The sequence below is a fragment of the Burkholderia sp. Tr-20355 genome, from assembly GCF_017104685.1.
Classification (GTDB): Bacteria; Pseudomonadota; Gammaproteobacteria; order Burkholderiales; family Burkholderiaceae; genus Burkholderia; species Burkholderia seminalis.
The window spans coordinates 100,418-125,993 of record NZ_JAAGPK010000002.1 but is presented as its reverse complement, the minus strand read 5'-3'; the positions used below and the strand labels follow the sequence as shown (position 1 = coordinate 125,993).

Sequence of the window (25,576 nt, the reverse complement as noted above, 5' to 3'; positions counted from 1 at the left end):
CACACCGCCGAGCCCCGATCCGCGGTCGGGACGGTCGGGACGGTCGAGCCGCCACGCGCCCTCCGTGATGGCGCCGCCGTCAGTGCGCGCCAGCCGTCATGCGCGTGTAGTCCGCGTTCGGCCCGGACGGCGGCGTCAGGTTGTCGGCAGCCGCCCATTGCGTCGGCGTCGCGGACAGCGTGTAGCGCATCGTCCCGCCGTTGGCGATCGTGCCGAGCGGCAGCCACGACCCGGCATAGTCCGCACCGTTGACCTTCAGCGACTGGATGTACGCGAACGACGGACGACCCGACGCGTCCATCGCGACCTGCTTGTCGCTGTCGAGCCGCAGCGTCTTGCCGTTGCCGAGCCAGACGGTGATCCCGCTGAATTGCGGCGTGGACAACGCGAGCCCGGCTTCCGACGGAATGACCGGGAACATGCCGAGCGCCGCCCACACGTACCAGCTCGACGTCGCGCCCATGTCGTCGTTGCCCGGCAGGCCGTCGCGCGCGGTCGTGAACGCCTTCGACATGATGATCGGCAGGATGTACTGCGCGCCGCTCGGCTGGCCGGCCCAGTTGTATCCCCACGGCGACTGGAACGACGGTTCGTTGCCGATGTACAGGCGGGTGGACGCTTCGCCGCCGTTCAGGTCGGCGGAGCCCGGCACGGTCGAGAATGGCGTCGTGATCGCAAACAGGTTGTTCAGCCGCGCGACGGCCGCCTGCTTGCCGCCGATCGCGTCGATCAGTGCGGTCCAGTCCTGCGCGAAGGTCCAGAAGTAGTTCGGCTCCGTCGACTCGTGGAACGCGCCCGGCACGAGCGTGCCCAGCGTGCCGGGCGCCGAACCGGACGGCGGTGCGTTGCGCGCGGCGATCACCTTGTTCGTGTAGTCGAAGATGTTGCGCCACCATCCGGCCCGCGTGTACAGCGTGCCGATGTTGTCCGGCGTCACGCCGACCGACGGCGCATTCAGCACGCTCGCCGGCAGCGCCTGCAGGAACGCGGCGGCCGAACGATCGCTCAGCACGCGCTCGATGGTCGCGGACGACGAATGGCCGTCGTCGCTTTGCGACAGGTAATGGGCCGTCAGGAAATTGGCGAGCCCCGCCGCGCTCGTGCGGTCGTTGCATGCGCTCGAAGGATCGAATACCGACTGCTTCGTCAGCCGCGCGGCCGACACCAGGTCGAAATCGGTCGCGCCGAACTTGTACGCGCCGGCAATCACGTTCAGTGCGTTGTCGCCGGCCATCGGCGTCGAGTCGTCGCTGCCGTCGACCCAGTGCGGAAAGGCGCCGCACTGCAATGCGTCGACGACGAGCGACTGCATCATGTCGCTCGATTCCTTCGGCGCGAGCATCGCCAGCAGCTGCACCTGCGACCGGTAGGTATCCCACAGCGAGAAGCCGGTGTAGTGTGCGCCTGCGCCGCCCTGTGAGCCGTCGGCGCGCCGGAACGCGTAGTCGCCGACCTCCGCCGTCGCGCGCGGCGGAATCGTGCCGGTCTGGTCAACCGATTTCGGATAGCTGCCGTCCGCGTTCCTCGGCTGACGCATGCTGCGGAATTCGCCGTTCGCGTCGCTGTAGAGCGTCGGTGTGCCGAACACGCGGTAGAGCGCGGTGTAGAACTTCGTGAGGTTGGCCTTCTGTGTCGCATCGAGCGAGGACGGATTCGCGGCCTGGTCGATCTGGATCGTGTTGAGCCGGTCGTTCCACAGGCCGGACGCGTTCGCCCGCGCGTCGTCGAACGTGAGCTTGTCACCCTCGCCTTTCAGGTTCGCCCGCGCATTCCGGAGGCTGACGGACGAGATCCCGATCTTCACGGTCACCGTCCGGTCCGCGTCGGTCAGGTCGAACTGCAGCGTCGCCGCGCCGTTGCTGGCCGTGTTCACCGACGACGTGCCGGTCTGCCTGCGCAGCGGCTTGTCGAAGGTCGCGTGGAAATACACGGGCGCATTCCAGACCGTACCGTACGGCGTGCAGAATGCCGGCGCCACGGCCTGTCCGCTCAGCGACTTGCCGTCGCTCGCGAGCGCCAGCGCGACGTTGTTCGCGGTGACCTTCGTGCTGCCCGAATCGCTGTTGCCGTTCAGCTTCGCATCGATCGAGAAAAAGCCCTTGTCCTTGTTCGTGTACGTGAAACGCGCGATGCCGGCGCGCGCCGTCGCGCTCAGCTCCGTCACGATGCCGTTCGCGAGGCGCACCTTGTAGTAGCCGGGCTGGGCCGTTTCATCGGCATACCTGTACCCGATACCGATCGGCCGGCCGCCCGATGCCACCGCCGTCGCCGCATCGGTCGGCAGCATCGCGACCGCGCCCTGCCCCGGGCAGCCGACGCCGCTCAGATGCGTCACGCTGAAGAAGTCGATCGTGCCGCCCGAGCCGCCCGACGACAGATAGCCGCCCGAGCCGTTGAAGTCGCGGCGCGGCGTGTTCGGCCCGAAGTTCACCATGCCGAACGGCACCATCGCGCCCGGGCTCACGTTGCCCGCATAACCCGAATCCGGGTTGACCTGCGTGCCGATGAGCGGGTTGACGAACCCGGTCAGCTGCATGTCGGTACGCTTGGGCGCGGTCGATCGACCGGGCTGCGGCTGCGGGGACGGCACCGAAGTCGCCGGCGGCACCATCGACAGCGTATCGCCGGCTGTGTTCGTGGCCGTCGAAACACCGTTCACGTCGTCGCCGCCACATGCGGCAAGCGCTGCACAGGCCAGTGCAGCGACAAGCATGAGTCGCGAATTTTTCATTTTTTTGATTAGTACCGTTGATTAAAACGATTAATCCGGCGATGGCAATCGTTGCTGCCGCAACCGTCTCGCCCTCCAATTTCCGGGAATGCCACCCGCTTCCCGAGGGCTTACAGTGCCGCAACGACTGTTTATGCACTACAGGAAGTTTCCCGAATTTTCAGTTTGTTTAACTAAACAATCTGAAGCCAAGTGCTTCGGGCATGAATTTCCGCCATTTGTTGCATTGCGGCGGCGGCGTGAACGAGTGTGGGCGACGGGCGCCCGGCGAAGCCGGGCGCCGCATGAACTCGCGGAGAAGAACGAGCGGGCATGCCGCGCGCGTCAGCGCGGCAGCGTCCTCAACGACGACGGCCCGCCCGTCAGCGCGATCCGCTTGCCCGTGTCGCGCAGCTTGCCGCCTTCGACCGCATACAGCGCAAGCTGCCGTTCGACGTTGAACTGCACGATCACGTGCCGGCTGTCGGCGGTAAACACGATGCCCTGCGCGGCTTCGCCGCCGGGCACCTCGTTCACCTTCACGGCCTGGCCGTCGCGGATCGCGAACAGCAGCACCTTGCCGTGCGCGTGGCGGCCCGGGTTGTCCGGTGTCAGGTTCGAGCCGTCCATCGCCTGCACGGCGATCCATTTGCCGTCCGGCGAGATCGCGACGCCTTCCGGCAGCGACGGCACCGTCAGGTACTGGACCGTGCGGAACGGCACGCGCGACACGTCGACCAGTGCGACCGAATCGGCGTCGCCCGCGAGCGTGCCCGTATAACCCGGCAGCCCCGCCAGCCCCACGTTGCTGACGACGGCCCAGCGATTGTCGCTCGACACGTCGATCGTGTAAGGCGCGACGCCCGTGCTCAAACGCGTGCCGCTGTCGGTCACCTTGCCGTCGTCGACGTTCAGCACCGCGACGCCCTGCTCGTCGCGCAGCGACACGAGTGCATGCTTGCCGTCGTGCGTGAAGCTGATCCCGGCCAGCCGCTTCTTGCCGATCTTCAGGCTGCCGTCGAGCGTCACCTGCGTGCCGTCGATGCGCAGGATCGACACGCTGCCGTCGACATTGGCGACGAGCGCGAGCCGGCCCGAGCGGTCGATCGCGATCCCTTGCGGATGCGTGCCGAGCTCGATGCGCGTGATCGCGGGCGGTGCGGCGCCGAGATTCACGACCTGCAGGAACGTGTCGAACACGAGCTGCTTCGCGGCCGTGTCGTAGCGCGTCGGTGCGCCGACGAGCGCGAGCTTCGCGTCGGGCGTGATCGCGACGGCCTGCGGCGGCCCCTGGATGCCGTTCTCGACGTCGACCTGCAGCGCGACCTTCGGCGGGAACGTGCTCGCATCGAGCAGCGTCAGCGTGTCGGCCGGCGGAGACGGCAGATAGGTGTCGCGGCCCTCGACACGCTGGTACTTGCCGTCGTTGCCGGACACGATCCAGTCGGCGGCGTGCGCGGCAACGGCCGTCGTGGCGAAGGTCAGCGCGGCGAGCAGGCGCGCGCTGCGCAGGCGGAAGGGATTCGAATGCATGGCGGTCGGTTCTCCGGATCGGTTGCGGACGCAATGGATTGCCCGGCCCTGCTGCTCGACGGGCCGGAGCCATCGCATGATGCCCGAAAGCGCGCGAATCCGGCGTCTCGCGCCCCGGCCCGTCACGCAGCCGATCGCGCGCCCGACTCCCACCGTGCCACGTCGTCGAGCGGATACACCGGCCGCGCGAGCCGCTCGTAGCGGAACAGCCCGTAGTCCGAGCCCGTCACGCCGCGGCTGTCGCATTCGACCAGCGCGGCCGCGATCGGCACGAATACCGGCCGGCAATACATCCGCGACTTCAGCAGCAGGAAGCGGGCCCGGCGCGGATCGACGCCGACGCTCTCGAACACGCCGAGATCCCACGGCTCCTGCGTACGCTCGGTGACGACGAGCGTGGCCGCGCCGATGTCGAGCACGGCAGCCCGCCCCATGTATGCGCGCTGCCCCGTGTACGTCGGCCCCGTGATCACGTATTCGCCGTCGGTGATCGCGCGCACGACGCCCGTCGCACGGAACGGCTCGCGCCGCACGCCGCCGTGCGACGGCAGCCGGTTGCCGACCGGCACCGTGACGGTCGCGCCGACGCCCGCGTCGATCAGCGCCGCCACGGCTTCGGGGTCGCACAACGGCCCGCTGACGATGCCGTCGAGCCCCTGCGCGAGCGCGGCCTCGAGCAGGTCCATCGTGTCGCACGGGCCGCCCGACATGCAGTTGTCGCCGTGATCGAGCAACAGCACGGGGCGGTCCGCGCCGCGCGCGAGCGCCGCGGCCTGCGCGACCGAGTCGGCAAGCGGTGCGCTGCGATAGACGAATTCGTCGCGCGCGTCCCAGATCTGCCGCGCGATGCGCTCGGCAACCGCGTCGGCCGCGGCACGGTCGCCGTCGGCCACCACCACGACGCTGATGCACGGTGCGGGAATATCCGCGAGCGAAAAGCCGGGCAGCACCGATACCGCCAGCATCCCGTCGGCTTCGGCCGCACGCGCGGCCTCCACCGCGCGCCGCATCGCGCCGTCCGCGCTCGCGCTGCGCAGCGTCGACGTCATCAGCGGCGGCTGCCGCCATGCGAGCACGGGCCGCGCGCGGCCGTGAAGCCGGTCGAACAGCAACCGTGCCGCATGCTCGCCGGTCTCGTACATGTCGACGTGCGGATAGGTCTTGAAACTGACGATCACGTCCGCGTGATCGACCATCTTCTGCGTGACGTTCGCATGCAGGTCGAGCGCGACCGCGATCGACGCATCGGGCAGCGCCGCGCGCACGCGCGCGAGCAGGTGGCCCTCGCCGTCCGCGCTCTGCTCGGCGACCATCGCACCGTGCAGGTCGAGCATCACCGCGTCGCAACCGGGCGCGGCCGCGACGATCGCATCGCAGATCGCCGCATACGCGTCGGCCGCGACCGGCCCGCTCGGGTTCGCGGCCGCCGACACGGGCGTCACGATGTCGGCGCCTTCGCGCGCGGCCGCGTCGATGAACGCGGCCATCGCGGTGCGCATCCCGCGGTTCGCACGATACGCGTCGTCGCCCCAGTCGGGGCCGTTGCGGCCGAATGCGGCGAGCGGCGTCGGCACCGGCGAGAACGTGTTGGTCTCGTGGTTCATCCGGGCGATCAGGATCTTCATCGCGCAGCGCCCTCCGCGATCCCGGCAGCGCCCAGCATCGCCTGTAGCAGCACGTTGCAGCCGGCTTCCAGATGCGCCGGATCGGCGTCCTCGATCTCGTTGTGGCTGATCCCGTCCTTGCACGGCACGAAGATCATCGCGGTCGGCGCAACACGCGCGAGATACACGGCGTCGTGGCCCGCGCCGCTGATCACGTTCATCGACGACAGCCCGAGCGCGCTCGCACCGGCGCGAACCTGCTCGACCAGCGCCGCGTCGAACGGCTGCGGCGGAAAGTACACGACCTGCTCGACGTCGATCCGCATGCCGGTTGATGCGTACAGGTCCGCGCATGTCGCACGCAGTTCCGCATCCATCGCCGCCAGCGTCGCGTCGTCGGCCGCGCGCAGGTCGACGGTCAGCGTCACCCGGCCGGGAATCACGTTGCGCGAATTCGGATGCACGTCGACCCAGCCGACCGTGCCGCGGCCGTGCGGCGGATGTGCGCGCGCGATGCCGTTCACCGCACGCACGAGATCGGCCGCCACCAGCAGCGCGTCGCGCCGCAGCTCCATCGGCGTCGGGCCCGCATGCGCTTCCATGCCGTGTACGGTCACGTCGTACCAGCGCTGTCCGAGCGCGCCCTCGACCACGCCGATCGTCGTGTCGTGCGCCTCCAGCACCGGCCCCTGCTCGATATGCGCTTCGAAATACGCGCCGACCGGATGCGCGCCGGTCGCATCGCCCGCATAGCCGATCGCGGCCAGCGCGTCGCGCACCGACACGCCATCGCGGTCGCATTGCACGAGTGCATGATCGAGCGTGAATGCGCCCGAGAACACGCCGGACCCCATCATCACCGGAACGAAACGGGAACCTTCCTCGTTGGTCCAGACGGTCACCTCGAGCGGCGCGCGCGTACGCACGCCGGCGTCATCGAGCGTACGCAGCACCTCGAGGCCGGCAAGCACGCCGTAGTTGCCGTCGAACTTGCCGCCCGTCGGCTGCGTGTCGATATGACTGCCCGTGGCCACGGGCGGCAGGTCGTCGCGTTCGCCCGCCCGCCGCGCAAAGATATTGCCGATCGCGTCGACACGCACCGTGCAGCCGATTTCCTTCGCCCACGCGACGAACAGGTCGCGTGCGTCGCGATCGAGTTCGGTGAGCGCGAGACGGCACACGCCGCCCTTGTCGGTCGCGCCGATCCGCGCGAGCCGCATCAGGCTGTCCCACAGCCGTGCGCCATCGACGCGCAAGCCGGACGCCGCGACGCCCGGAGTCAAATGCTCTACTTGCATCGTTGCCATTCCTCGCATTGAAAGGGTACGGCGTTCATGCGACGCCGACGCCCAGGTACCGGTCCTTCACGTCATGATCGGCCGCGAACGCGGCATTGCTGCCTTCGTAGACGATCACGCCCTGCTCGATCACGAAGTGGCGGTCCGCGAGCTGCGTGCACACTTCGAGGTTCTGCTCGACGAGCAGGATCGCGACGCCGGCGGCCTTGATCTGCTTCAACTGCTCGACGATCTCCTCGACGATCACCGGGGCGAGCCCCTCGACCGGCTCGTCGAGCATCAGCAGCCGCGGATGATTCATCAGCGCGCGGCCGATCGCGAGCATCTGCTGCTCGCCGCCCGACAACTGCCCGCCGCCGTTGCGGCGGCGCTCCTTCAGGCGCGGAAAGATCCGGTAGATGTCGTCGAGCTGCCACGGCGAATCGCGGCGCGCGCCGAGCCGCAGGTTTTCCTCGACCGACAGCAGCCGGAAAATGCCGCGATGCTCGGGCACGAAGCACAGGCCGCGCGCGGCGACCCGGTGCGCCGGCTGCCCGGACACCGGCCGGCCGTCGAACGTCACCGTGCCGGCGGTCGGCACGACGACGCCCGCGATCGTCTTGAGCGTCGTCGACTTGCCCGCGCCGTTACGGCCGAGCAGCGTCACCGTCTCGCCTTCATTGACGTTCAGCGAAATACCCTGCAGCACGTGGCTCTTGCCGTAGCAGGCGTGCACGTCCTTCACGTCGAGCATCATGCGCGGCCTCCCGTGATCATGTTGCCGAGATAGGCGCTGCGCACGCGCGCGTCGCCGCGAATCGCATCGGGCTTGCCTTCGACCAGGACGCGCCCCTGCTGCATCACCGTGATCGTGTCCGAGATGTCCATCACGATGCCCATGTTGTGTTCGATCAGCACGACCGTGTAGTCGTCGCGCAGGCCGCGGATCAGTGCCTTCATGTCGTCGAGATCGTCGATCCCCATGCCCGACGTCGGCTCGTCGAGGAAAATCGCACGCGGCCGCGCCGCCAGCGCCATGCCGACCTCGAGCCGGCGCTGCTGGCCATGCGACAGCACGCCGGACGCGGTGTCGGCGAACCGCTGCAGGCCGAGCCGCTCGAGCACCTCGTCGACGATGCCGTCGTGCGCGAGCGCACCGCGCGGCGGCGCCCACGGATTCAGCGCGCGACGCGAATCGACGCCCTGCGCGGCAACCCGCAGGTTCTCGCGCACGCTCAGGTTCGGAAACAGGCTCGTCACCTGGAACGAGCGTGCAATCCCGCGCCGCACGCGCTTGTGATCGGGTTCGCGCGACACGTCGTGACCGTCGAACAGGATCGAGCCCGACGTGATCGGCAGCGTGCCCGTCAGCGTATGGAACAGCGTCGTCTTGCCTGCCCCGTTCGGGCCGATCACCGAATGCACGGTGCGCGGCATGATCCGCAGGTCGACCCCGCCCAGCGCGGTGAACTTGCCGTAGCGCTTGACGACGCCGCGCGCTTCGAGAATCGCTTCGCTCATGGCTGCTCCTTGACCGTGTCCGCAGTGCGATCGTTACGCCGCAGCGATGCGATGACGCGTTCGCCGAGCCCCCACAACCCGCGCTGCATGAACAGGCTGACCGCGATCAGCACGAGGCCGAGCAGCAGCAGCCAGCGCGGCCACAACGTCGACAGCCAGTCCGCGAACAACACGTAGAACGCCGCGCCGAGCACCGACGCGAACAGGTTGCCCGTGCCGCCGATCACCGTCATCACGAGGATCACCTCGCTCGTGTGGTAGTCGATGTTCGACAGCGGCGCGATGCCCGTCATCAATGCATGCAGCGCCCCCGCGAGGCCCGTAACCGCGCCCGAGATCACGAACGCCGCGAGCTTGAAGCGCTTCACGTCGTAGCCGGCCGCCGCCGCGCGCGCCTCGTTGTCGCGAATCGCGAGCAGCGTCCGGCCGAACACCGAGCGCGACACGCGCAGCAGCAGCCAGAACACCGCGACGAACAGCACCGCGACGAAACCGTAGTAGCGCCACGGCGAATCGAGCACGACGAGCGGATGCCCGAACGCCGACAGCGCGGGGCGCGGGATGTCGAGCAGCCCGTTGTCGCCGCCCGTCACATCCGGCGTCGTATACGCGAGGAAGTAGAACAACTGTCCGAACGCAAGCGTCAGCATCACGAAATAGGTGCCGCGCTGCCGGATCGAGAACCAGCCGACCAGCGCGGCCGCGACGGCGCCGAGCACCGCGGCCGCGGCCAGCGCGGCCGTCACCGACTCGACGCCGCGCGTCAGCACCAGCCCCGCCGTGTAACTGCCGAGCCCGAAGAAGATGCCCTGCCCGAACGACAACAGCCCCGTATAGCCGAGCAGCAGGTTGCAGCCGAGCGCGGCAAGCGCGAACACCAGCACTTCGGTCGCGAGCGACCCCGAACTCAACACGAGCGGCAGCACGCACGCGGCGATCACCGCCAGCCAGCCTTCCGGCCGCTGCAGCATGCCGCGCCACGGCTGCGGGCGTTGCGACGCCGCCGCGCCCGGCGGCAGCGGTTTCGACGACTGGATCATGCGGCCCTCCCCAGCAAACCGTTCGGACGCAACAGCAGCACGGCCGCCATCGCGACATAAATCATCAACCGCGCGCCTTCCGGCCACAGCGTGCTCATCAGGCTCTGCACGATGCCGACCAGCAGCCCGCCGACCAGCGCGCCGAGAAAATTCCCCATCCCGCCGACGACGACCACGACGAACGCGACGCCGAGCGCCTCGATACCCATGAACGGATCGACGCCGCGGATCGGTGCGGCGAGCACGCCGGCCAGCGCGGCCGTCGCCGCACCGAGCGCGAACACGAGGCTGAACACGCGCGTCACGTTGATGCCGAGCAGCGCCACCATCTCCGTCGACTCGCTGCCCGCGCGCACCGTGCTGCCGAGCCGCGTGCCTTCGAGCACCCACCACAGCAACGCGGCGAGCACGGCCGTGAACCCGATCACGAACAGCCGGTACTTCGGGTAGACGAAGCCGCCCCAGATCACGACGCCGTTCAGCGCGTCGGGCGGCGGCACGTTGTCGCCGAGCGGCCCCCACGCGAGGATCGCGCACTCCTGCAGCACGAGCGCGAGCCCGACGGTCGCGAGGATGTGGAATTCGTGCTGCTGCGCGTACACATGGCGCAGCACGAGTTTTTCGACGCCCCACGCGAACGCGCCGACGACGAGCGGCACGATCGCGAGCGCGACCCAGAAATTCGCCGACCATTGCAGCGCCTGGTAGCAAAGATACGCACCGAGCAGGTAGAACGCGCCGTGAGCGAAATTCACGAAGCGCAGCAGGCCGAACACGATCGACAGGCCGACGGCGAGCAGGAAATACAGCATGCCCACGCCGATGCCGTTGACGATCTGCAGCAGATAGACGTTCATGGCTTCCGTGTCGGAAAGGAAGGTAACGGACGCCCGCGGCACACGAGGCGCCGCGAACGCATGCACTGCGTCACGCGAGCTTGCAGCCCGTCTTGTCGACCGGCAGGAACGACTGGCCCGAGCTGACGATGTCGGCGTAGTCGTCCGCGTTCTTCATCCGGCTCTTCGGCTTGCCTTTCAGCAGGTAGTAGTTCTTCAGGACCTGGTGATCGCCCTTGCGGATTTCCTCCGGCCCCGTGAGGCCGTCGTACTTCATCCCTTCCATCGCCGCAACAACCTTCTTCGGATCGGCGCTGCCGGCCTTCACCATCGCGTCGATCAGGATCTTCGTGCAGATGTACGAACCCGCGAGGCTGTAGTTCGGGTTCGCCTTGAACGCGTCATTCGCGCGCTTCACGAGATCGCGGTTCAGCGGCGCATCGATGCCGTGCCAGTACTGCGCGCCGAAATACACGCCATCGCAGATGTCCGGACCGAGCGCCTCGAACTGCTCGAGGCCCGATGCCCACGCGAGCAGGATCGTGCAGTTGCGCTTCATCCCGAAGCTGACGGCCTGGCGCAGCGTGTCCGACGATTGCGAGCCGAAGTTCAGGATCAGCAGCACGTCGGGCTGCGCGGCCGCCGCATTCGTCAGATAACCGCTGAACTCCTTTTCGGCGAGCGAGTGGTAGCTGTTGCCGACGTGCTCGATGCCCTTCTCCTTGAAGATCGCCTTCGCGGCCGACAGCAGGCCGTCGCCGAACACGTATTGCGGCGTGATCGTGTACCAGCGCTTCGCCTTCGGCAGCATCTGGACCAGCGGGCGCACCGTCTGCTCGATCGCGCCGAAGGTCGGCACCGACCAGCGGAAGGTCGCCGCGTTGCAATCCTTGCCGGTGATCTCGTCCGCGCCGGCCGTCGTGATGAACACGCCGCCCGCCTTCTGGACTTCCTTGCCCATCGCCAGCGATTCGGACGACAGGATGCCGCCCGCGAAGAAACGCACGCCCTTCTGCTGCGCGATCTCCTGCACGCGCCGCACGGCGGTCGCGGGCTTGCCCTCGGTGTCGAGCGACGTATAGGCGAGCGGCGCGCCGAGCACCTTGCCGTATTGCTTGACGGCCAGTTGCATGCCGAGATCGGCGTACTTGCCGTTGGCCGCGAACGGGCCGGACATCGGCACCGGGCACGCAAGCTGGATGGGCGAGCCCTGCGCGAACGCGACACGGGACGACATGCTGCCGAGCGCGCCCGGCACGGCCGACAGCGCGGCCAGTTTCAACAGTTCTCGGCGATTCAAGTTGACGCTCCTGATAAAGGGGGACACACGATGCGACCGACTGCCAAACCGTACCCACGCCCTGCAGGATGCGCGTCGCCGGTTGATCCTATTTATCATGATAAATAGAATGAACCTGATGCTAGAGTTGATCAAAATTGGTGTCAATCAGGCAAAATTCCGTACCCGCGCCGGGACCGATCGTCGACGATGACGCGGCGCGCAGTCAGACAAAGGAGTCGTGAAGATGGTCATGGACCGAGCCAGGGCGGGCCTCGCGGTCGAAATCAAGCAGCCGAAGCGTGCCGATCTCGTCGCCGAGGAGATCAAGCGGCTGATCACCGAGAAGGACCTGAAGCCCGGTGACCGCCTGCCGCGCGAGGCCGAGCTGCAGCAGCTCTATGCGGTGAGCAAGAGCACGATCCGCGAGGCGCTGAAGTCGCTCGAGGTGCAGGGGCTCATCAAGGTCACGACGGGGCCGTCGGGCGGCGGGATGGTCGTCGAGGTGCCGCTCGACCGCACGCTGCAGCTCCTGCAGAACTACCTGTTCTTCAAGGACGTGTCGATCGACGACATCTATACGGTGCGCAAGCTGCTCGAACCCGAGCTGGCCGCCGGCGCCGTACCGCACCTGACGGAGCGCGACTTCGCGGCGCTGGAAGCGAACATCGCGTGCTGCGACGGCGGCTCGGGCGTGCACGATCGCGGCCACATGCTGCGCCAGCGGCAGGAGGACACGACGTTCCACGACATCCTTGCGGCCGCGAATCCGAATCCGTTCCTGCGCTTCAGCTGCGAACTGATCAACGAGATGATCCGGCAGTTGATCGAGTTCCGGAACGATACGCCGCTCGTCGAGCACAAGCGCTTCGGCGAGGCGAACGTGTCGATTCACAAGGCGATCCTGCAGGCCGCGCGCGAGCGCGACGTCGAGCGCGTCCGCGCGCTGATGGTCGAGCACATGACCGAGGCGCCCAAGCATGTGAAGCGGATGAAGGGCAAGCTGCGCGGGCGGTTGATCCTCGATTCCGAGATTCGCCGGCGCGCCGCCGCTCCCGTTGCGGGCGCCGATGCGGCCGTGGCCGATCCCGAAGACCGCTGAGCGGCGGCACACGCAGCGAGGAATCAAGGTCGACCGCTTCGTGGCGGCCCGGGGACTGCTGCCGCACCCGCGGCGGGCGGCCACGTGCCGTTCCGATCGAACGCCACGCGAGGCGCCGCCATCGGCAGGAACCGGTTCGCCGCCCCGGTCCCCAGGGCGATCAGGGCATCATCACGCGCTGCCGTCCGTGTACCCCGTCGTCCCCTTCGTTTCCAGATACTCGACGAGGCCGAACTCCGCATACTCGCGCCCGTTGCCCGAACGCTTGTAACCGCCGAACGGCGCGGCCGGGTTCCACGCCGGATAGTTGATGTGAACGTTGCCGACCCGCAACCTCGCCGCGACGCGACGTGCGCGATCGAGATCCTTCGACTGCACGTAGGCCGCGAGCCCGTACACCGAATCGTTCGCAAGCGCGATCGCTTCTTCCTCGGTCCGGTAGGTCATGATCGACAGCACCGGCCCGAAGATTTCCTCGGTCGCGATCGTCATGTCCGGCGTGACGTTCGAGAATACCGTCGGCCGCACGTAGAAGCCGTCGCCTAACCCTTCCGGCCGGCCGGGACCACCGGCGACGAGCGTCGCGCCTTCGTCGATCCCGAGCCGGATGAAGTGCTGGATGCGGTCGAACTGCGTGCGGCTGACGACCGGCCCGATGCCTGTTTCCGTCGAACGCGGATCGCCGACGACGGTACGCTCCGCTTCGCGCCGCGCCGCCTGCTCGGCCAGCGCCAGGTGATCCGCATGCACGAGCATGCGCGTCGGCGCATTGCACGACTGGCCGCTGTTGCTGAAGCAGCTGCGCGCGCCGCGCGTGACGGCATCCTCGATGTCGGCATCCGGCAGGATCAGGTTCGGGCTCTTGCTGCCGAGCTCCTGGTGCACGCGCTTCACGGTATCGGCGGCCGCCTTCGCGACCTCGACACCCGCGCGCGTCGAGCCCGTGAACGACACCATGTCGACATCCGGGTGTCGCGACAACGCATCGCCCACTTCATGCCCGTAGCCGTGCACGAGGTTGAACACGCCGTGCGGCACGCCGGCCTCGTGCAGGATTTCCGCGAACAGGATCGCGCTGAACGGCGCGACCTCGCTCGGCTTGAGCACCATCGTGCAGCCGGCGGCGAGCGCCGGTGCGACCTTGCACACGATCTGGTTGATCGGCCAGTTCCACGGCGTGATCAGCGCGCACACGCCGATCGGTTCGTGCGACACCAGCAGCGAACCGGTCTGCGTGCTGAAGCGGAACGACTGCAGCGCGCGGATCGTCTGTTCCAGGTGCGCGGTGCCGACCGCGGCCTGCGCCGCGCGCGCAAACGCGATCGGCGCGCCCATTTCCCGGCTGATCGTCTGTGCGACCTCTTCGTAGCGGCGCTGGTAGATCTCGAGCACGCGCCGCAACAGCGCGACACGCTCGTCCACCGGCCAGCGCGAATACGTGTCGAAGGCCCGTTTCGCCGCGCCGACCGCGCGATCGACGTCGGCCGCGGCGCCGATCCTGAGCTGCGCATAGGGCCGCGCGGTGGCCGGATCGATCACGTCGATCGACCGGGCATCGGCCGGATCGAGCCACTGGCCGTCGATATAGGACTGTTGTGACGTTCGCATCGGTTGCTCCTTCTGAAATGAACGACGCCGCGCTCAGCGCGTCGCCCGGGCATGGGTGTCGGCGAGGATGTCGCGGATCTGCGCGACGAACCACACGATCTCGTCGCGCGACATCACGAGCGGCGGCGAGAACTGCACGATCGGCGTGCCTTCGTGATCGACGCCCGCACGGCACAGCAGCCCCGCGTCGAAGATCGCGGGCGCGAGGATCGTCGACACGAACGCCTGCGCGCTGATACCGGCCGCCCAGCGGCGCGCGGCCTTGTCCGTCACGAGTTCGAGCGAGTAGTGGTAGCCGTCGCCGCGCACGTCGCCGACGCACGGCAGTTCGAGCAGCCCGTCGAGCGTCTGGCGGAATACGGCTTCGTTGTCGCGGACGTTCTCGAGCACCCCTTCACGCGCCATGATCGCGAGGTTCGCGAGCGCGGCCGTGCAGGCGACCGGATGGCCGCCGTACGTCGCGCCGTGCAGGAACATCTGCTGCGGCCCGTCGAGCACCGTGTCGACCACGGCGTCGCTCGCGATCACGCCGCCGAGCGGCACGTAGCCCGACGCGATGCCTTTCGCGAACGTGATGATGTCCGGCTTCAGCCCGTAGCGCGCCGACCCGAAGTATTCGCCGAGCCGGCCGAACCCGCAGATCACCTCGTCCGCGACGAGCAGCACGCCGTGCCGGTCGCAGATGTCGCGCAGCCCGGCCGCATAGCCGGCCGGCGGCGTCAGGCTGCCGCCCGCGTTCTGCAGCGGCTCGACGACGAGCGCGGCGACGGTATCCGGCCCCTCCTGCACGATCAGCGATTCGATCTCGTCGAGCAGATGGCGTGTGAACTGCGCTTCCGTCTCGCCCGCCGGGCGGCCGTAGCGCTTCGTGTTGCTCACGTGCCGCACGCCCGACATCAACGGTTCGAAGTGCTTGCGGAAATTCGTCATCCCGTTCAGCGCGAGCGCGCCGAACGACGTGCCGTGATACGCGACGCGCCGCGCGATGAACTTGCGCCGCTGCGGCTCGCCGCGCGACTGGTGATACTGGCGCACCAGCTTGATCGCCGATTCGTTCGACTCCGAGCCGCTCGACGTGAAGAACACGCGGTTCAGGCCTTCGGGCGCGAGCGCCGCGAGCTGGTGCGCGAGCCGGATCGCCGGTTCGTGGCCATAACCCCAGTTGGTCGCGAACGGCAGCCGGACCATCTGCTCGCGGATCGCATCGCCGATCTCCGCACCGTGGCTGTAGCCGACCTGCACGCAGTACAGCCCGGCCAGCCCGTCGAAATAACGCTTGCCGTGGCGATCGACGAGCCAGCAGCCTTCGCCGCGGTCGAACACGGTGAGCGCGTTCTCGCGGTACGCATCGGCATGCGTGAAATGCATCAGCAGGTGGCGCTTGCCGAGCGCCTGCAGGTCCGCACCGGGATTGACGTCAACAGCGTTCATGGGTCACTCCTCCTTCAGGGTTTCAGAACCGGCGACATGCCGCCGGTCATTCAATGCATCGACAGCGTCGGCGCCGGGCGCGTGAAGCCGCGCGTGAGCCACACGAGCTGGCAGAGGCCGAGCACGAGCCAGCCGAAGCCGACGTAGAACGTCTGGCGCGACAGTCCCGACCAGAGCCACACGTTCATCGCGAAGCCGATCGCCGGCATCGCGCCGAACGTGATCCAGCCTGCGACATGACGGTGCCCGCGCTGGCCCAGGTAGCTGCGCATCACGCACAGGTTCACGACCGCGAACGCGACGAGCGCACCGAAACTGATCATCGTCGACGCGAGGTCGAGCGTGACGAACAGCGCGGACAGCGACACGACGCCGACCGCGAGCGTCGCGCGCACCGGCGTATGCAGCCGCGCATGCTGGTGGCCGAACACGCATTCGGGCAGCACGCGATCGCGGCCCATCGCGAACAGCACGCGCGTCACGCTCGCCTGCCCGGCCATCGCGCTCGCGAAGCAGCCCGCCACGTACACCGCGACGAAGAACGCCGACAGCGTGCCGCCGCCAATGCGCCGCATCAATTCGAAGCTGGCCGAATCGAGATCCTTGAACGCGTGCCAGTCGGGAAACACCACTTGCCCGGCATACGCGATCAGCATGAACAGCAGGCCGCTCGCCAGCGTGCAGAGCAGGATCGCGCGCGGCACCGTGCGCCGCGGCTCGCGCGTCTCTTCCGACAGCGTGGTGACCGCATCGAAACCGAGAAACGACAGGCACAGGATCGCGGCGCCCGCGAAGATCGCGCGCGCGTCGCCCGACGACGGCAACGCGACGGTCATCGACAGCCCTTCGCCGGCCGCGACGCGCGCCGATGCGACGACGAAGATCGCGATGAACACGAACTGGCTCGCGATCAGGATCAGGTTCACGCGGTTGACGAGCCGGATCCCGACGATATTCAGCCCGGTGACCAGCGCGATGCTGCCGACGATCCATACGCTGGCCGGCACGCCGGGGAAAATCTGCTTCATGTAGATGCCGATCGCGAGGTAGCTGATCATCGGGATGAACAGGTAGTCCATCAGCAACGCCCAGCCGACCATGAAGCCGGCCGAGGTGCCGAAGTTGCGGCTCGCGAACGTGTACGCGGAACCGGCGCTCGGCATCAGCCGCGCCATGTGGCCGTAGCTGCGCGCGGTGAACAGCATCGCGACCAGCGTGACCGCATAGGCGGCCGTCAGATGCCCGTTCGTCTCGCTCGTGACGAGGCCGTAGGTCGTGAACACCGTCATCGGCAGCATGTACGCGAGGCCGAAGATCACCAGCGTCGAGAGGCCGAGCAGACGCGGCGTGCGGCGCTCGTCCGGGTCGCCTCGATGCGCGCTCGCGCCGACGTCGTGCGTCGCGGCGGCCGATACGGTTCGGCCTGGCCTGTCGTTGTCCATGCTGTCCTCACGTGGGTGGGTGGCGTTCATGACTTCAACTCTCGATCGCCCGGCGCCGACGGCGGCGCGCGATCGGAAGAAAGTGTGGTGCGCCAAAAAATCCCGGACGAATGAGAAATACGGACGTAATCGGGGGATATTTCAGGACACAGCGTCACGCATCGCATCGTCCGGCCATGCATGCTGCTGTGCCGCACTGGCATTTTTCGGACATTCCGGCTATGTTCCGTGCACGCCCGTCACCGTATCGGCACCATGGACAGCCGCTCCCAACGCAACCAGAGCCGGGCCGAGCGCAGCCTGCGCACATCGCTCGGCCTCGCCCGCCCGGCCGGACGCCAGGAAGATATTCCGGCCACCGTTCACGCGATCGCGGTCGCGCTGGACGAGTGCCGCGTGCGGCACATCGACGGCGCCGCGCTGCTCGAAGGCACGGGGCTCGGCGCGGACGAGGTCGCGTCGCCGAACCTGCACGTGAATCGCGGCCAGGAGCAGCGCTGCTTCCGCAACCTGCTGCGCTGCAGCGGCGTACCGTCGATCGGGCTGTCGATCGGCGCGCGGCTGCACGTGTCGACGCTCGGTCTCGCCGGCTACGCGATGCTGATCAGCGGCTCCGTGACGCAGGCGTTCCGCTGCATGGGCCAGTTCCCGCTGTTCATGGGGCTGTATTTCGACGTGCGCGTCGACGCGCACGCCGGCGGCATGAGCGTGACCATCAGCCGCTACAACGGCGAACCCGATCTCGAGGTATTCCAGGTCGACATGTGCCTGTCGAGCCTGCGGCTGATCGTGTCCGATCTCGTCGGCAAGCCGGTATGGCCGGAACAGTTGCAGCTCGCGCGCCGCACGCCGCGCAATGCAGCCGACTACGCACGCCACTTCGGCTGCCCGGTCGCATTCAATGCGGCCGACAACCGTCTCGTATTCACGTCGGTGAACGGCACGGAAACGCCGCGTCTCGCGAACGAAGTCAGCTTCAATGCGCTGCACGGCCAGTGCGAGGTGCTCGAACGGCAGTGGGCCGCGTCGGTCGGCACGCGCTTCGCCGATCGGGCGAAGGAGCTGATGGCGCGCGACCTCGTGCGTTTCAAGTCGATGACGGCGCTCGCGAATGCGCTGCACCTGACGGAGCGCACGCTGCGCCGGCGGCTCGACAAGGACGGCATCACGTTCCAGTCGCTGCTCGATGAAGTCCGTCACGACGAAGCCGTGCGGATGCTCGACGACCACACGCTGACGGTCGCGGTGATCGCCGAACGGCTCGGCTACAGCGAGCCGCGCAGCTTCCGTCACGCGTACCGGCGCTGGACCGGCAAGACGCCGCGCGCGGACGCCGGTAACGACATGTAACGTCGATCGCGCATGCCGAATCCGAACGGCGCCCCCGCCTGTTAGTTTGGAATTCGAATCATTTCCACGAAAGCCGCCGACGGCGTTCGGCTCGACGCCGCCGCACGACCGCGTGCCGTGCCCAAGCTGGACGCGCTCATTCGATTGCTCTATACTCGCTCCAACTTCATCACAAAACGCATGATCTCGTGCGCAACGTGATGTCATTTCGCACTTTGTTGCGCATGCATCCGTTTCGCCACGTCAAAGGGGCCACCGGCCCCAGCGGTCGGCGCCAAGCCGCCCGCATCCATGCCGTCTTCGCAGGACGGTGCCCTGCTCGAACGCGCCTTGCCGTTACGGCGCCGCCGGGCTGAACCTGACAATCAGACGAACGCAACATCGCGTTCACCCGACCGCCAGCCGCACTTCGGTGCAGCCGGCAGCACTGTTTCCGTCAGTTCAATCGCGGCCATGCCGGGATCACGAACTTCCATCGCGACGCCATCCGGCGTCATCGCGGCGCGTGCCTGCGCGCGTGCCGCATCGGGATCGAGGAGGGGTATCTTCATGACTCGACGCACTGTCCAGCTGGTGGGCAGCCCGGTAGCCATCATCGCGGTCGGATGGGCGCTGGCGCGCGGCATCGGCGCCGACACGTTCCGCCAGCGCGCGGACGATCTCGCGTACTACGCGGGCCAGCACATGCTGCTGGTCGTCTACTCGATGACGCTCGCGATCGTCGTCGGCGTACCGGCCGGCGTGCTGCTGAGCCGGCCGCGGTTTCAGCACCGGGCCGAGCGCTTCATGCAGGTCTTCAACATCGGCAACACGGTCCCGTCGCTCGCGGTGCTGGCCATTGCGCTCGGCATCTTCGGCATCGGCGACGTACCTGCGATCATCGCGCTGTTCCTCGCATCGCTGCTGCCCATCACGCGTAATGCCTATGAAGGCATGAAGAACGTGCCGGCCGCGCTGCGCGAAGCGGCCAAGGGCATCGGCATGACGGGCTGGCAATCGCTCGCCCGCGTCGAACTGCCCCATGCGGTGCCGATCATCGTCGGCGGCGTGCGCACCGCGCTCGCGATCAACGTCGGCACGGCGCCGCTCGCGTACCTGATCGGCGCGGACAGCCTCGGCTCGCTGATCTTCCCCGGCATCTATCTCGACAACCAGCCGCTGCTGCTGCTCGGCGCGTCGCTCACCGCGATCCTCGCGCTCGTGCTGGACGGCATCGTCGCAACCGGCAGCCGCCGCTGGCTCGCGCGCCACGGAGGTGCCGCATGATGCGCCCGCTTCGATCGATCGCCCGCCTGTGCGCCGCCCTGGCCGTGTGCATGGCCGCCGGCACACCGGCATTCGCCGCCAAGCTCGTGCTCGGCGCGAAGAACTTCACCGAGCAATACGTCCTCGCGGAAATCACGTCGCAATACCTGCGCTCGCGCGGCTACGACGTGGAAGTCCGCGCGGGGCTCGGCAGCACGCTCACGCGCAGCGCGCTGGAAAACGGCCAGTTCGACCTGATGTGGGATTACACGGGCACCGCCGCGCTCGTCTACAACAAGATCCAGGACAAGCTCTCGCCCGAGGAGATGTACCGGCGGGTCAAGGCGCTCGACGTACCGCGCGGGCTCGTGTGGCTCGACGCGTCGCCGCTCAACGACACCTACGCAATCGGCCTGCCGAGCCAGCTCGCGCAGGCCACCGGCATCCGCACCGTGTCGCAGCTCGCCGAGCACCTGAAGACCGATCCGGCCGCAAAGCACTACGTGTTCGGCATGGATGCGGAATTCGCGAACCGTCCGGACGGCCTGAAGCCGCTGCTCGCCGCGTACGGCATGCAGTTCAGCCGCGCGCAGTTGAAGCAGATGGATCCGGGGCTCGTCTACACGGCGCTGCACAACAACCAGCTGAAGATCGGCCTCGTCTACACGACCGACGGCCGCGTGAAGGGCTTCGGCATCGTGCCGCTCGAGGACGACAGGCATTTCTTCCCGCCGTACAACGCGACGCCCGTGGTGCGCAAGGACACGCTCGAGCGCAATCCGGGACTCGCGACGCAGCTCAACGCGCTGTCCGCCGCGCTCGACAACGACGCGATGCAGGCCATGGCCAAGGCCGTCGACCTCGACGGCAAATCGCCGCGCGACGTCGCCGACGCGTTCCTGCGCACGCATCCGCTACCTTGAAGGAGACCCGATGAGCGTATTCGACTATCTCGCTTCGAGCTGGCCCGAGCTGTTGCAGCTCACGCTGCAACACATGTGGCTCGTCGCGATCGCCGTGGGCTGCGCGATCGTCGCGGGCGTACCGCTTGGCATCCTCATCAATCGCCACGAATGGCTCGCCGGGCCGCTGCTCGGCATCGCCACGATCGTGCTCACGCTGCCGTCCATCGCGCTGTTCGGCCTGATGATCCCGTTCTTCTCGCGCTTCGGCCAGGGCATCGGCGCCGCGCCCGCGATCACGGCCGTGTTCCTCTATTCGCTGCTGCCGATCATGCGCAACACCTACCTCGCGCTGCGCAACGTGGATGCGGGCATCAAGGAAGCCGGCACCGGCATCGGCATGACCGCGTGGCAGCGCCTGCGTCTCGTCGAGCTGCCGCTGGCGGTGCCCGTGATTCTCGCGGGCGTGCGCACCGCGGTGGTGATGAACATCGGCGTGATGACGATCGCCGCCGTGGTGGGCGCGGGCGGGCTCGGCACGCTGATCCTGCGCGCCATCGGACAGAGCAGCATGATGAAACTGCTGGTGGGCGCGGTGCTCGTGAGCCTGCTCGCGATCGTCGCCGACCGGCTGCTGCAGAGGCTGCAGCGGGCATTGACACCGAAGGGAGTGCAGAAGACATGATCGAACTCGACCAACTGACCAAGACCTTCACGCGCAAGGACGGCCAGACCGTACGCGCGGTCGACTCCGTGAGCCTGTCGGTGCCCGAGGGGGAAATCTGCGTGTTCCTCGGCCCGTCGGGCTGCGGCAAGACGACCACGCTCAAGATGATCAACCGGCTGATCGCCGCGACATCGGGCCGCGTGCTCATCAACGGTGAAGATACGGCGCAGCTCGACGAAGTCGACCTGCGGCGCCACATCGGCTACGTGATCCAGCAGATCGGACTGTTCCCGAACATGACGATCGAAGAGAACATCACCGTCGTGCCGCGCCTGCTCGGCTGGGACAAGAAGCGCTGCGCCGAACGCGCACGCGAGCTGATGTCGATGGTCGCGCTCGATCCGAAGCTGTACCTGAAACGCTATCCGCGCGAGCTGTCGGGCGGGCAGCAGCAGCGTATCGGCGTGATTCGCGCGCTGGCCGCCGATCCACCCGTGCTGCTGATGGACGAACCGTTCGGCGCGGTCGATCCGATCAATCGCGAGTCGATCCAGAACGAGTTCTTCCAGATGCAGCGGCAACTGAACAAGACCGTGATCATGGTGAGCCACGATATCGACGAAGCGATCAAGCTGGGTGACCGCATCGCGGTGTTCCGGCGCGGCCAGCTCGTTCAGTACGATCACCCCGACACGCTGCTCGCACGCCCGCGCGACGAATTCGTCGCGCAGTTCGTCGGCCAGGACAGCACGCTCAAGCGCCTGCTGCTCGTGAAGGCCGGCGACGCGGCCACGCAACCCGACACCGCGCGCGTCGATACGCCGCTCGCGCACGCACTCGCGGTGATGGACGAAGCCGACTGCCGCTACCTGACCGTGCTCGACGACGCGGGCCGCGCGCTCGGCTACGTGACGCGCCGCGCGGCGCGCGGCGACGGCGGCACATGCGGCGAACGCGTGACGCCGTTCCCGGCCGGTGTCTCGGCCGACGACAACCTGCGCATCGTGCTGTCGAAGATGTACCAGTACAGCGTGTCGTGGATGCCCGTGCTCGACCCGGACGGCGTGTGGCTCGGCGAGGTCACGCAGGACTCGATCGCCGCGTACCTGAGTTCGGGCCGATCGCGCCGGCAAACGGGGCAGCCGCCGGGCAGCCCGGTCGATCGGGTTGAGGCGGCCGCGCCGCATTGATGCGTCGTCCTCGTCACGCCGGTGCGCGATCGGCGTGACGCCGTTCTTGACCAACACACCGTGGGCGACGAGCGCAATCGATCCCGCCGCACCCCGGCTCCCTGTCACTGTCTTCCGTTGAATCCTGCCTGGCGGATTCCAGTGGCTTGATCCTGCGTTCCGTGCTCGCCCGACAAACGCGCAGCGAAAAATCCGGCCCCGGCAATCAAGCGCGAATCGCACGGAATCGACTCGCGTAAAATGCCCGCAACCATCCATCCGAGCGGGCCGCCCTTCCACTCCACTCGCATCGGCATAACACCCATACCAACGAGAGCCGTGGCATCCGCCGACGTCGCCGCCCCGATCGGGGCGACCGCGACCGCGACGATCGTCGACCGGCGAAGCATCGATGAGCAAACCGATCCTGTACCTTCTCGCCGGCAACGGCAGCGCGGCCGACTGGTGGGACGATGCGCTGCCCCACTTCCGGCGCTACCGGCCGGTGCCGCTGGAACTGCCGGGCTTCGGCGATCATCCCGCGCCGCCGTGCGAGGATCTCGCCGCGTACGCGCAGGCGCTGCTGGACGTCACCGAACCGGGCCACGCGATCATGGCGGTCGGCGTGAACGCGCTGCTGGTGCTGCACGCGTTGCAACGGCGCCCCGGCCACTTCGGCCGCAGCGTGCTGCTCGCGCCCGTCGGCGCATTCCTGTGGGAACGGCGGCTGCCGAAACTGATGGCGCCGAAACCGCTGCGCAAGACGATCCACTGGCTGCTCGCGCACCATCCGACGCTGTTCGCCCGCCAGTTCTCGAACCAGACCTGGACGCCCGCGCAATATCGCCGCATGGGCGCCGGCTACGCGCGCTGCCGCGCGTTCCTGCCGCACTGGGATCTCGTGCGCGCCGATACCGCGCTGTCGCTGCTCGAGTGGGTCACCGACCGCATCGAGCTCGTATGGGGCGACCAGGATGCCGTGCTCGGCGTGCGCCAGGCCGCCGCGTGGTCGGCGATCCTCGCGCGCGCCGACCTCACCGTCACGCTGCAGCGCGGCTGGGGACACTATCCGTGGATCGATGCGCCGGCCGCGTTCGCGCAGTGGCTCGAAGCCGGCGACACGGGTTTCGTCGCGCACACGAAGGGCGGACGTCTGGCACTCGCCGTGATGGCCGGCCTGCCGGTGCCGCCCGCCTTGTCGCTGACCCGCGCCGACGATCCGCGCCTGCCCGCCTTTCTCGCGAGCCAGCCCGGCGCCGAGTGGGCGGTCCGCTCGTCGAGCCACGGCGAGGACCAGGCCGACGCAGCCAACGCCGGCCTGCACACGACGTTCCTGCGCGTGCCGGCATCGGATGCCGCCGCACGCGTGGCTGAACTGCTCGACGGCGGCCTCGAGGAAGCGGTCGTGCAGCGCTTCGTCGCGCCCGTGCTGTCCGGCATCGCGTTCGTGCGCCATCTGTCGGTGGAAGTCGAATGGGTGGAAGGCCACCTCGAATCGCTTGCCGACGGACAGGCAAGCCCGCGGCGCGCGATCCTGTCGCGGCTCGGCGAGCCGTGGCGGCGCGGCACGTTCGCGGCCGCGCACGGCCTGACTTCGCAACGGCTGTGGGCGTTCCTGCAACGCGTGCTGCGCGCGTTCCACTACGTACCCGGCGATGTCGAATGGGCATGGGACGGCACGCAGCTGTGGCTCCTGCAATACCGCCCGATCAGCAGCTACGGCTGGCACCGGCACCTGACCTCGGCCAACATCGCCGAGATCCTGCCGCCGCAGCCGAGCCGGCTCGTCGAATATGCGCAACGGCGCGCGGCCGGCAGCATCCCGGCCATCATGGCGCGCTGGGATGCGCGCGTGCTGCGCGACAACGAGCCGTTCACCGCGCTGTACGGCGGCGCGTCGTACATCAACAACGACCTGTTCCTCGCGCGTCTCGCGGACTGGGGTGTGTCCGCCGCGAACTACAGCGGCGAGATCGGCGGCGCGACGCCGCCGCTGCGCTGGCGTCCGCTGCGCCTGCTGCGCGCACTGCCGGTGTTCTGGCGCATGCAGCGCGTCGCGCGCGGGCACCTGCCGACGCTCGCGCGCGGCCTGCAGCGCTTCGACCGGGAACTCGCGACGCTCGTCGAACGGCGCGCGGACGGCCAGCAACTGGCCGACTGGTTCACGCGCTTCTACGTATTCGTCGTGCAGGGCAACCTGTGCATCGCGTCATCGCTCGCCAGCAGCGGCGGCACACTGTGGGGACGTCCGCCGACCGCCTATGGCCAGCTCGACGACAGCCCGCACCGCTTGCCGTGGGAAACCGATCCGGGCACCGCGCGGCCCGCGGCCGCCGACCTGCCGCTGCAGCCCTTCCCCGCCTGGCCGCTGCCGGTCCGCGTGCTGCACGCGCTCGGCGCGCCCGGCATGCGCGGCTGGTATCTGCAGGTACGCGAGTGGTATCGCGACAACCTGATGCGCGTGTTCTTCCGCCTGCATCACGCGATGCCGGCCGCCGACCGCGACACCTGGTTCGCGCCGCATCCCGAACGCCGCGACCGCAACGGCAGCTTCTGGCAGGACGGCGGCGAAGGCACCGACGAGGCAGCCGGCTTCATGATCTATCCGGGCCACGCGCAGGGCGTGCTCGGCCGCGACATCCTGCTCGAAGACGCGCTCGACCCGGGCCGGCATGCGCAGTACCAGGCCGCCCGCGCGGTGATCGCACGCATGGGCGGCCGGCTGTCGCACGGCGCAACGCTGCTGCGCGAACTGCGCAAGCCGTCGGCCGTGCTGCCGCGCGTCGATGCGGCGTGGATCGGACGCGAAGTGCGGCTCAGCGACGGCCGGCTGACGCTGGCCGACTGAGCAGCCGGCGGC

20 protein-coding genes are annotated in these 25,576 nt (G+C 68.2%); 7 read left to right on the top strand and 13 right to left on the bottom strand.

Going from position 1 to position 25,576, the window contains the following annotated elements:
- Positions 1-79: 79 nt before the first annotated feature.
- From G3N62_RS01245 to G3N62_RS01205, 9 genes are all read right to left on the bottom strand, one after another.
- Entirely contained in the window at positions 80-2,536 is a 2,457-nt protein-coding gene (locus tag G3N62_RS01245) for a glycoside hydrolase domain-containing protein (RefSeq protein ID WP_185733083.1), read from the bottom strand.
- 519 nt (positions 2,537-3,055) lie between these two features.
- The gene (locus G3N62_RS01240) at positions 3,056-4,243 is read right to left on the bottom strand and encodes a beta-propeller fold lactonase family protein (protein WP_034191917.1); all 1,188 of its coding nucleotides are present in this window, start codon (positions 4,241-4,243) and stop codon (positions 3,056-3,058) included.
- Positions 4,244-4,365: 122 nt separating this feature from the next.
- Complete coding sequence (locus G3N62_RS01235; RefSeq protein ID WP_124670050.1) at positions 4,366-5,868, bottom strand: M81 family metallopeptidase; 1,503 nt, start codon at positions 5,866-5,868, stop codon at positions 4,366-4,368.
- Positions 5,865-7,145, bottom strand: a complete 1,281-nt coding sequence (locus tag G3N62_RS01230) for a Zn-dependent hydrolase (RefSeq protein ID WP_124670051.1) — start codon at positions 7,143-7,145, stop codon at positions 5,865-5,867. The genes G3N62_RS01235 and G3N62_RS01230 overlap by 4 nt, the downstream gene beginning before the upstream one ends.
- A gap of 34 nt (positions 7,146-7,179) precedes the next feature.
- Positions 7,180-7,881: an ABC transporter ATP-binding protein gene (locus G3N62_RS01225; protein WP_124670052.1), complete on the bottom strand. Its 702-nt coding sequence runs from the start codon at positions 7,879-7,881 to the stop codon at positions 7,180-7,182.
- Entirely contained in the window at positions 7,878-8,645 is a 768-nt protein-coding gene (locus G3N62_RS01220) for an ABC transporter ATP-binding protein (protein WP_049034556.1), read from the bottom strand. Before G3N62_RS01220 ends, G3N62_RS01225 begins: the two co-directional genes overlap by 4 nt.
- Positions 8,642-9,685, bottom strand: coding sequence for a branched-chain amino acid ABC transporter permease (locus G3N62_RS01215; protein WP_034191921.1), 1,044 nt, complete (start codon positions 9,683-9,685; stop codon positions 8,642-8,644). The genes G3N62_RS01220 and G3N62_RS01215 overlap by 4 nt, the downstream gene beginning before the upstream one ends.
- Entirely contained in the window at positions 9,682-10,542 is an 861-nt protein-coding gene (locus G3N62_RS01210; RefSeq protein WP_124670053.1) for a branched-chain amino acid ABC transporter permease, read from the bottom strand. The genes G3N62_RS01215 and G3N62_RS01210 overlap by 4 nt, the downstream gene beginning before the upstream one ends.
- 70 nt (positions 10,543-10,612) lie before the next feature.
- The gene (locus G3N62_RS01205; protein WP_034191923.1) at positions 10,613-11,821 is read right to left on the bottom strand and encodes an ABC transporter substrate-binding protein; all 1,209 of its coding nucleotides are present in this window, start codon (positions 11,819-11,821) and stop codon (positions 10,613-10,615) included.
- 226 nt (positions 11,822-12,047) lie between these two features.
- On the opposite strand from G3N62_RS01205, the gene G3N62_RS01200 reads away from it, so the two are divergent.
- Entirely contained in the window at positions 12,048-12,902 is an 855-nt protein-coding gene (locus G3N62_RS01200) for an FCD domain-containing protein (RefSeq protein ID WP_034192037.1), read from the top strand.
- Positions 12,903-13,073: 171 nt separating this feature from the next.
- On the opposite strand, the gene G3N62_RS01195 is transcribed toward G3N62_RS01200, so the two are convergent.
- The 3 genes from G3N62_RS01195 to G3N62_RS01185 are packed head-to-tail and all read right to left on the bottom strand — an operon-like array spanning position 13,074 to position 17,383.
- Positions 13,074-14,510 (bottom strand): aldehyde dehydrogenase family protein, encoded by a 1,437-nt coding sequence (locus tag G3N62_RS01195; RefSeq protein WP_124670054.1) that lies wholly within the window; start codon positions 14,508-14,510, stop codon positions 13,074-13,076.
- Between the two features lie 33 nt (positions 14,511-14,543).
- The gene (locus G3N62_RS01190) at positions 14,544-15,941 is read right to left on the bottom strand and encodes an aspartate aminotransferase family protein (protein WP_124670055.1); all 1,398 of its coding nucleotides are present in this window, start codon (positions 15,939-15,941) and stop codon (positions 14,544-14,546) included.
- 50 nt (positions 15,942-15,991) lie between these two features.
- Positions 15,992-17,383 (bottom strand): APC family permease, encoded by a 1,392-nt coding sequence (locus tag G3N62_RS01185; protein WP_124670084.1) that lies wholly within the window; start codon positions 17,381-17,383, stop codon positions 15,992-15,994.
- Positions 17,384-17,638: 255 nt separating this feature from the next.
- Between G3N62_RS01185 and G3N62_RS01180 the strand changes: the two genes are divergently transcribed.
- Positions 17,639-18,733, top strand: a complete 1,095-nt coding sequence (locus tag G3N62_RS01180) for an AraC family transcriptional regulator (RefSeq protein ID WP_034191927.1) — start codon at positions 17,639-17,641, stop codon at positions 18,731-18,733.
- Between the two features lie 365 nt (positions 18,734-19,098).
- Here the strand turns inward: G3N62_RS01180 and G3N62_RS01175 are convergent, their stop codons facing one another.
- Positions 19,099-19,284, bottom strand: coding sequence for a hypothetical protein (locus tag G3N62_RS01175; protein WP_034191928.1), 186 nt, complete (start codon positions 19,282-19,284; stop codon positions 19,099-19,101).
- Here G3N62_RS01175 and G3N62_RS01170 point away from each other — a divergent pair.
- The 5 genes from G3N62_RS01170 (at position 19,283) to G3N62_RS01150 (ending at position 25,564) form a co-directional block, all read left to right on the top strand.
- On the top strand, positions 19,283-19,999 hold the full coding sequence (locus G3N62_RS01170; protein ID WP_124670056.1) for an ABC transporter permease: 717 nt from the start codon (positions 19,283-19,285) through the stop codon (positions 19,997-19,999). The two genes, G3N62_RS01175 and G3N62_RS01170, sit on opposite strands and share 2 nt — an antisense overlap.
- A complete protein-coding gene (locus G3N62_RS01165) occupies positions 19,996-20,901 on the top strand; it encodes a glycine betaine ABC transporter substrate-binding protein (protein WP_034191930.1) in 906 nt (301 codons plus the stop codon). Before G3N62_RS01170 ends, G3N62_RS01165 begins: the two co-directional genes overlap by 4 nt.
- 10 nt (positions 20,902-20,911) lie before the next feature.
- Positions 20,912-21,565 (top strand): ABC transporter permease, encoded by a 654-nt coding sequence (locus G3N62_RS01160; RefSeq protein WP_049036718.1) that lies wholly within the window; start codon positions 20,912-20,914, stop codon positions 21,563-21,565.
- Positions 21,562-22,737 carry a betaine/proline/choline family ABC transporter ATP-binding protein gene (locus G3N62_RS01155; protein ID WP_059562369.1) on the top strand — a complete coding sequence of 392 codons (1,176 nt, stop codon included), beginning with the start codon at positions 21,562-21,564 and terminating at the stop codon, positions 22,735-22,737. The genes G3N62_RS01160 and G3N62_RS01155 overlap by 4 nt, the downstream gene beginning before the upstream one ends.
- A gap of 391 nt (positions 22,738-23,128) precedes the next feature.
- Positions 23,129-25,564 (top strand): PEP-utilizing enzyme, encoded by a 2,436-nt coding sequence (locus tag G3N62_RS01150; RefSeq protein ID WP_185733081.1) that lies wholly within the window; start codon positions 23,129-23,131, stop codon positions 25,562-25,564.
- Positions 25,565-25,576 lie beyond the last annotated feature (12 nt).

What these genes read in the sequence shown, in the direction of transcription:
- G3N62_RS01245 (WP_185733083.1), bottom strand. Translation starts at nt 2,536, where the DNA reads ATGCAGCTGACCGGGTTCGTCAACCCGCTCATCGGCACGCAGGTCAAC.
- G3N62_RS01240 (WP_034191917.1), bottom strand. Translation starts at nt 4,243, where the DNA reads ATGCATTCGAATCCCTTCCGCCTGCGCAGCGCGCGCCTGCTCGCCGCG.
- G3N62_RS01235 (WP_124670050.1), bottom strand. Translation starts at nt 5,868, where the DNA reads ATGAAGATCCTGATCGCCCGGATGAACCACGAGACCAACACGTTCTCG.
- G3N62_RS01230 (WP_124670051.1), bottom strand. Translation starts at nt 7,145, where the DNA reads ATGCAAGTAGAGCATTTGACTCCGGGCGTCGCGGCGTCCGGCTTGCGC.
- G3N62_RS01225 (WP_124670052.1), bottom strand. Translation starts at nt 7,881, where the DNA reads ATGATGCTCGACGTGAAGGACGTGCACGCCTGCTACGGCAAGAGCCAC.
- G3N62_RS01220 (WP_049034556.1), bottom strand. Translation starts at nt 8,645, where the DNA reads ATGAGCGAAGCGATTCTCGAAGCGCGCGGCGTCGTCAAGCGCTACGGC.
- G3N62_RS01215 (WP_034191921.1), bottom strand. Translation starts at nt 9,685, where the DNA reads ATGATCCAGTCGTCGAAACCGCTGCCGCCGGGCGCGGCGGCGTCGCAA.
- G3N62_RS01210 (WP_124670053.1), bottom strand. Translation starts at nt 10,542, where the DNA reads ATGAACGTCTATCTGCTGCAGATCGTCAACGGCATCGGCGTGGGCATG.
- G3N62_RS01200 (WP_034192037.1), top strand. Translation starts at nt 12,048, where the DNA reads ATGGTCATGGACCGAGCCAGGGCGGGCCTCGCGGTCGAAATCAAGCAG.
- G3N62_RS01195 (WP_124670054.1), bottom strand. Translation starts at nt 14,510, where the DNA reads ATGCGAACGTCACAACAGTCCTATATCGACGGCCAGTGGCTCGATCCG.
- G3N62_RS01190 (WP_124670055.1), bottom strand. Translation starts at nt 15,941, where the DNA reads ATGAACGCTGTTGACGTCAATCCCGGTGCGGACCTGCAGGCGCTCGGC.
- G3N62_RS01185 (WP_124670084.1), bottom strand. Translation starts at nt 17,383, where the DNA reads ATGGACAACGACAGGCCAGGCCGAACCGTATCGGCCGCCGCGACGCAC.
- G3N62_RS01180 (WP_034191927.1), top strand. Translation starts at nt 17,639, where the DNA reads ATGGACAGCCGCTCCCAACGCAACCAGAGCCGGGCCGAGCGCAGCCTG.
- G3N62_RS01170 (WP_124670056.1), top strand. Translation starts at nt 19,283, where the DNA reads ATGACTCGACGCACTGTCCAGCTGGTGGGCAGCCCGGTAGCCATCATC.
- G3N62_RS01175 (WP_034191928.1), bottom strand. Translation starts at nt 19,284, where the DNA reads ATGAAGATACCCCTCCTCGATCCCGATGCGGCACGCGCGCAGGCACGC.
- G3N62_RS01165 (WP_034191930.1), top strand. Translation starts at nt 19,996, where the DNA reads ATGATGCGCCCGCTTCGATCGATCGCCCGCCTGTGCGCCGCCCTGGCC.
- G3N62_RS01160 (WP_049036718.1), top strand. Translation starts at nt 20,912, where the DNA reads ATGAGCGTATTCGACTATCTCGCTTCGAGCTGGCCCGAGCTGTTGCAG.
- G3N62_RS01155 (WP_059562369.1), top strand. Translation starts at nt 21,562, where the DNA reads ATGATCGAACTCGACCAACTGACCAAGACCTTCACGCGCAAGGACGGC.
- G3N62_RS01150 (WP_185733081.1), top strand. Translation starts at nt 23,129, where the DNA reads ATGAGCAAACCGATCCTGTACCTTCTCGCCGGCAACGGCAGCGCGGCC.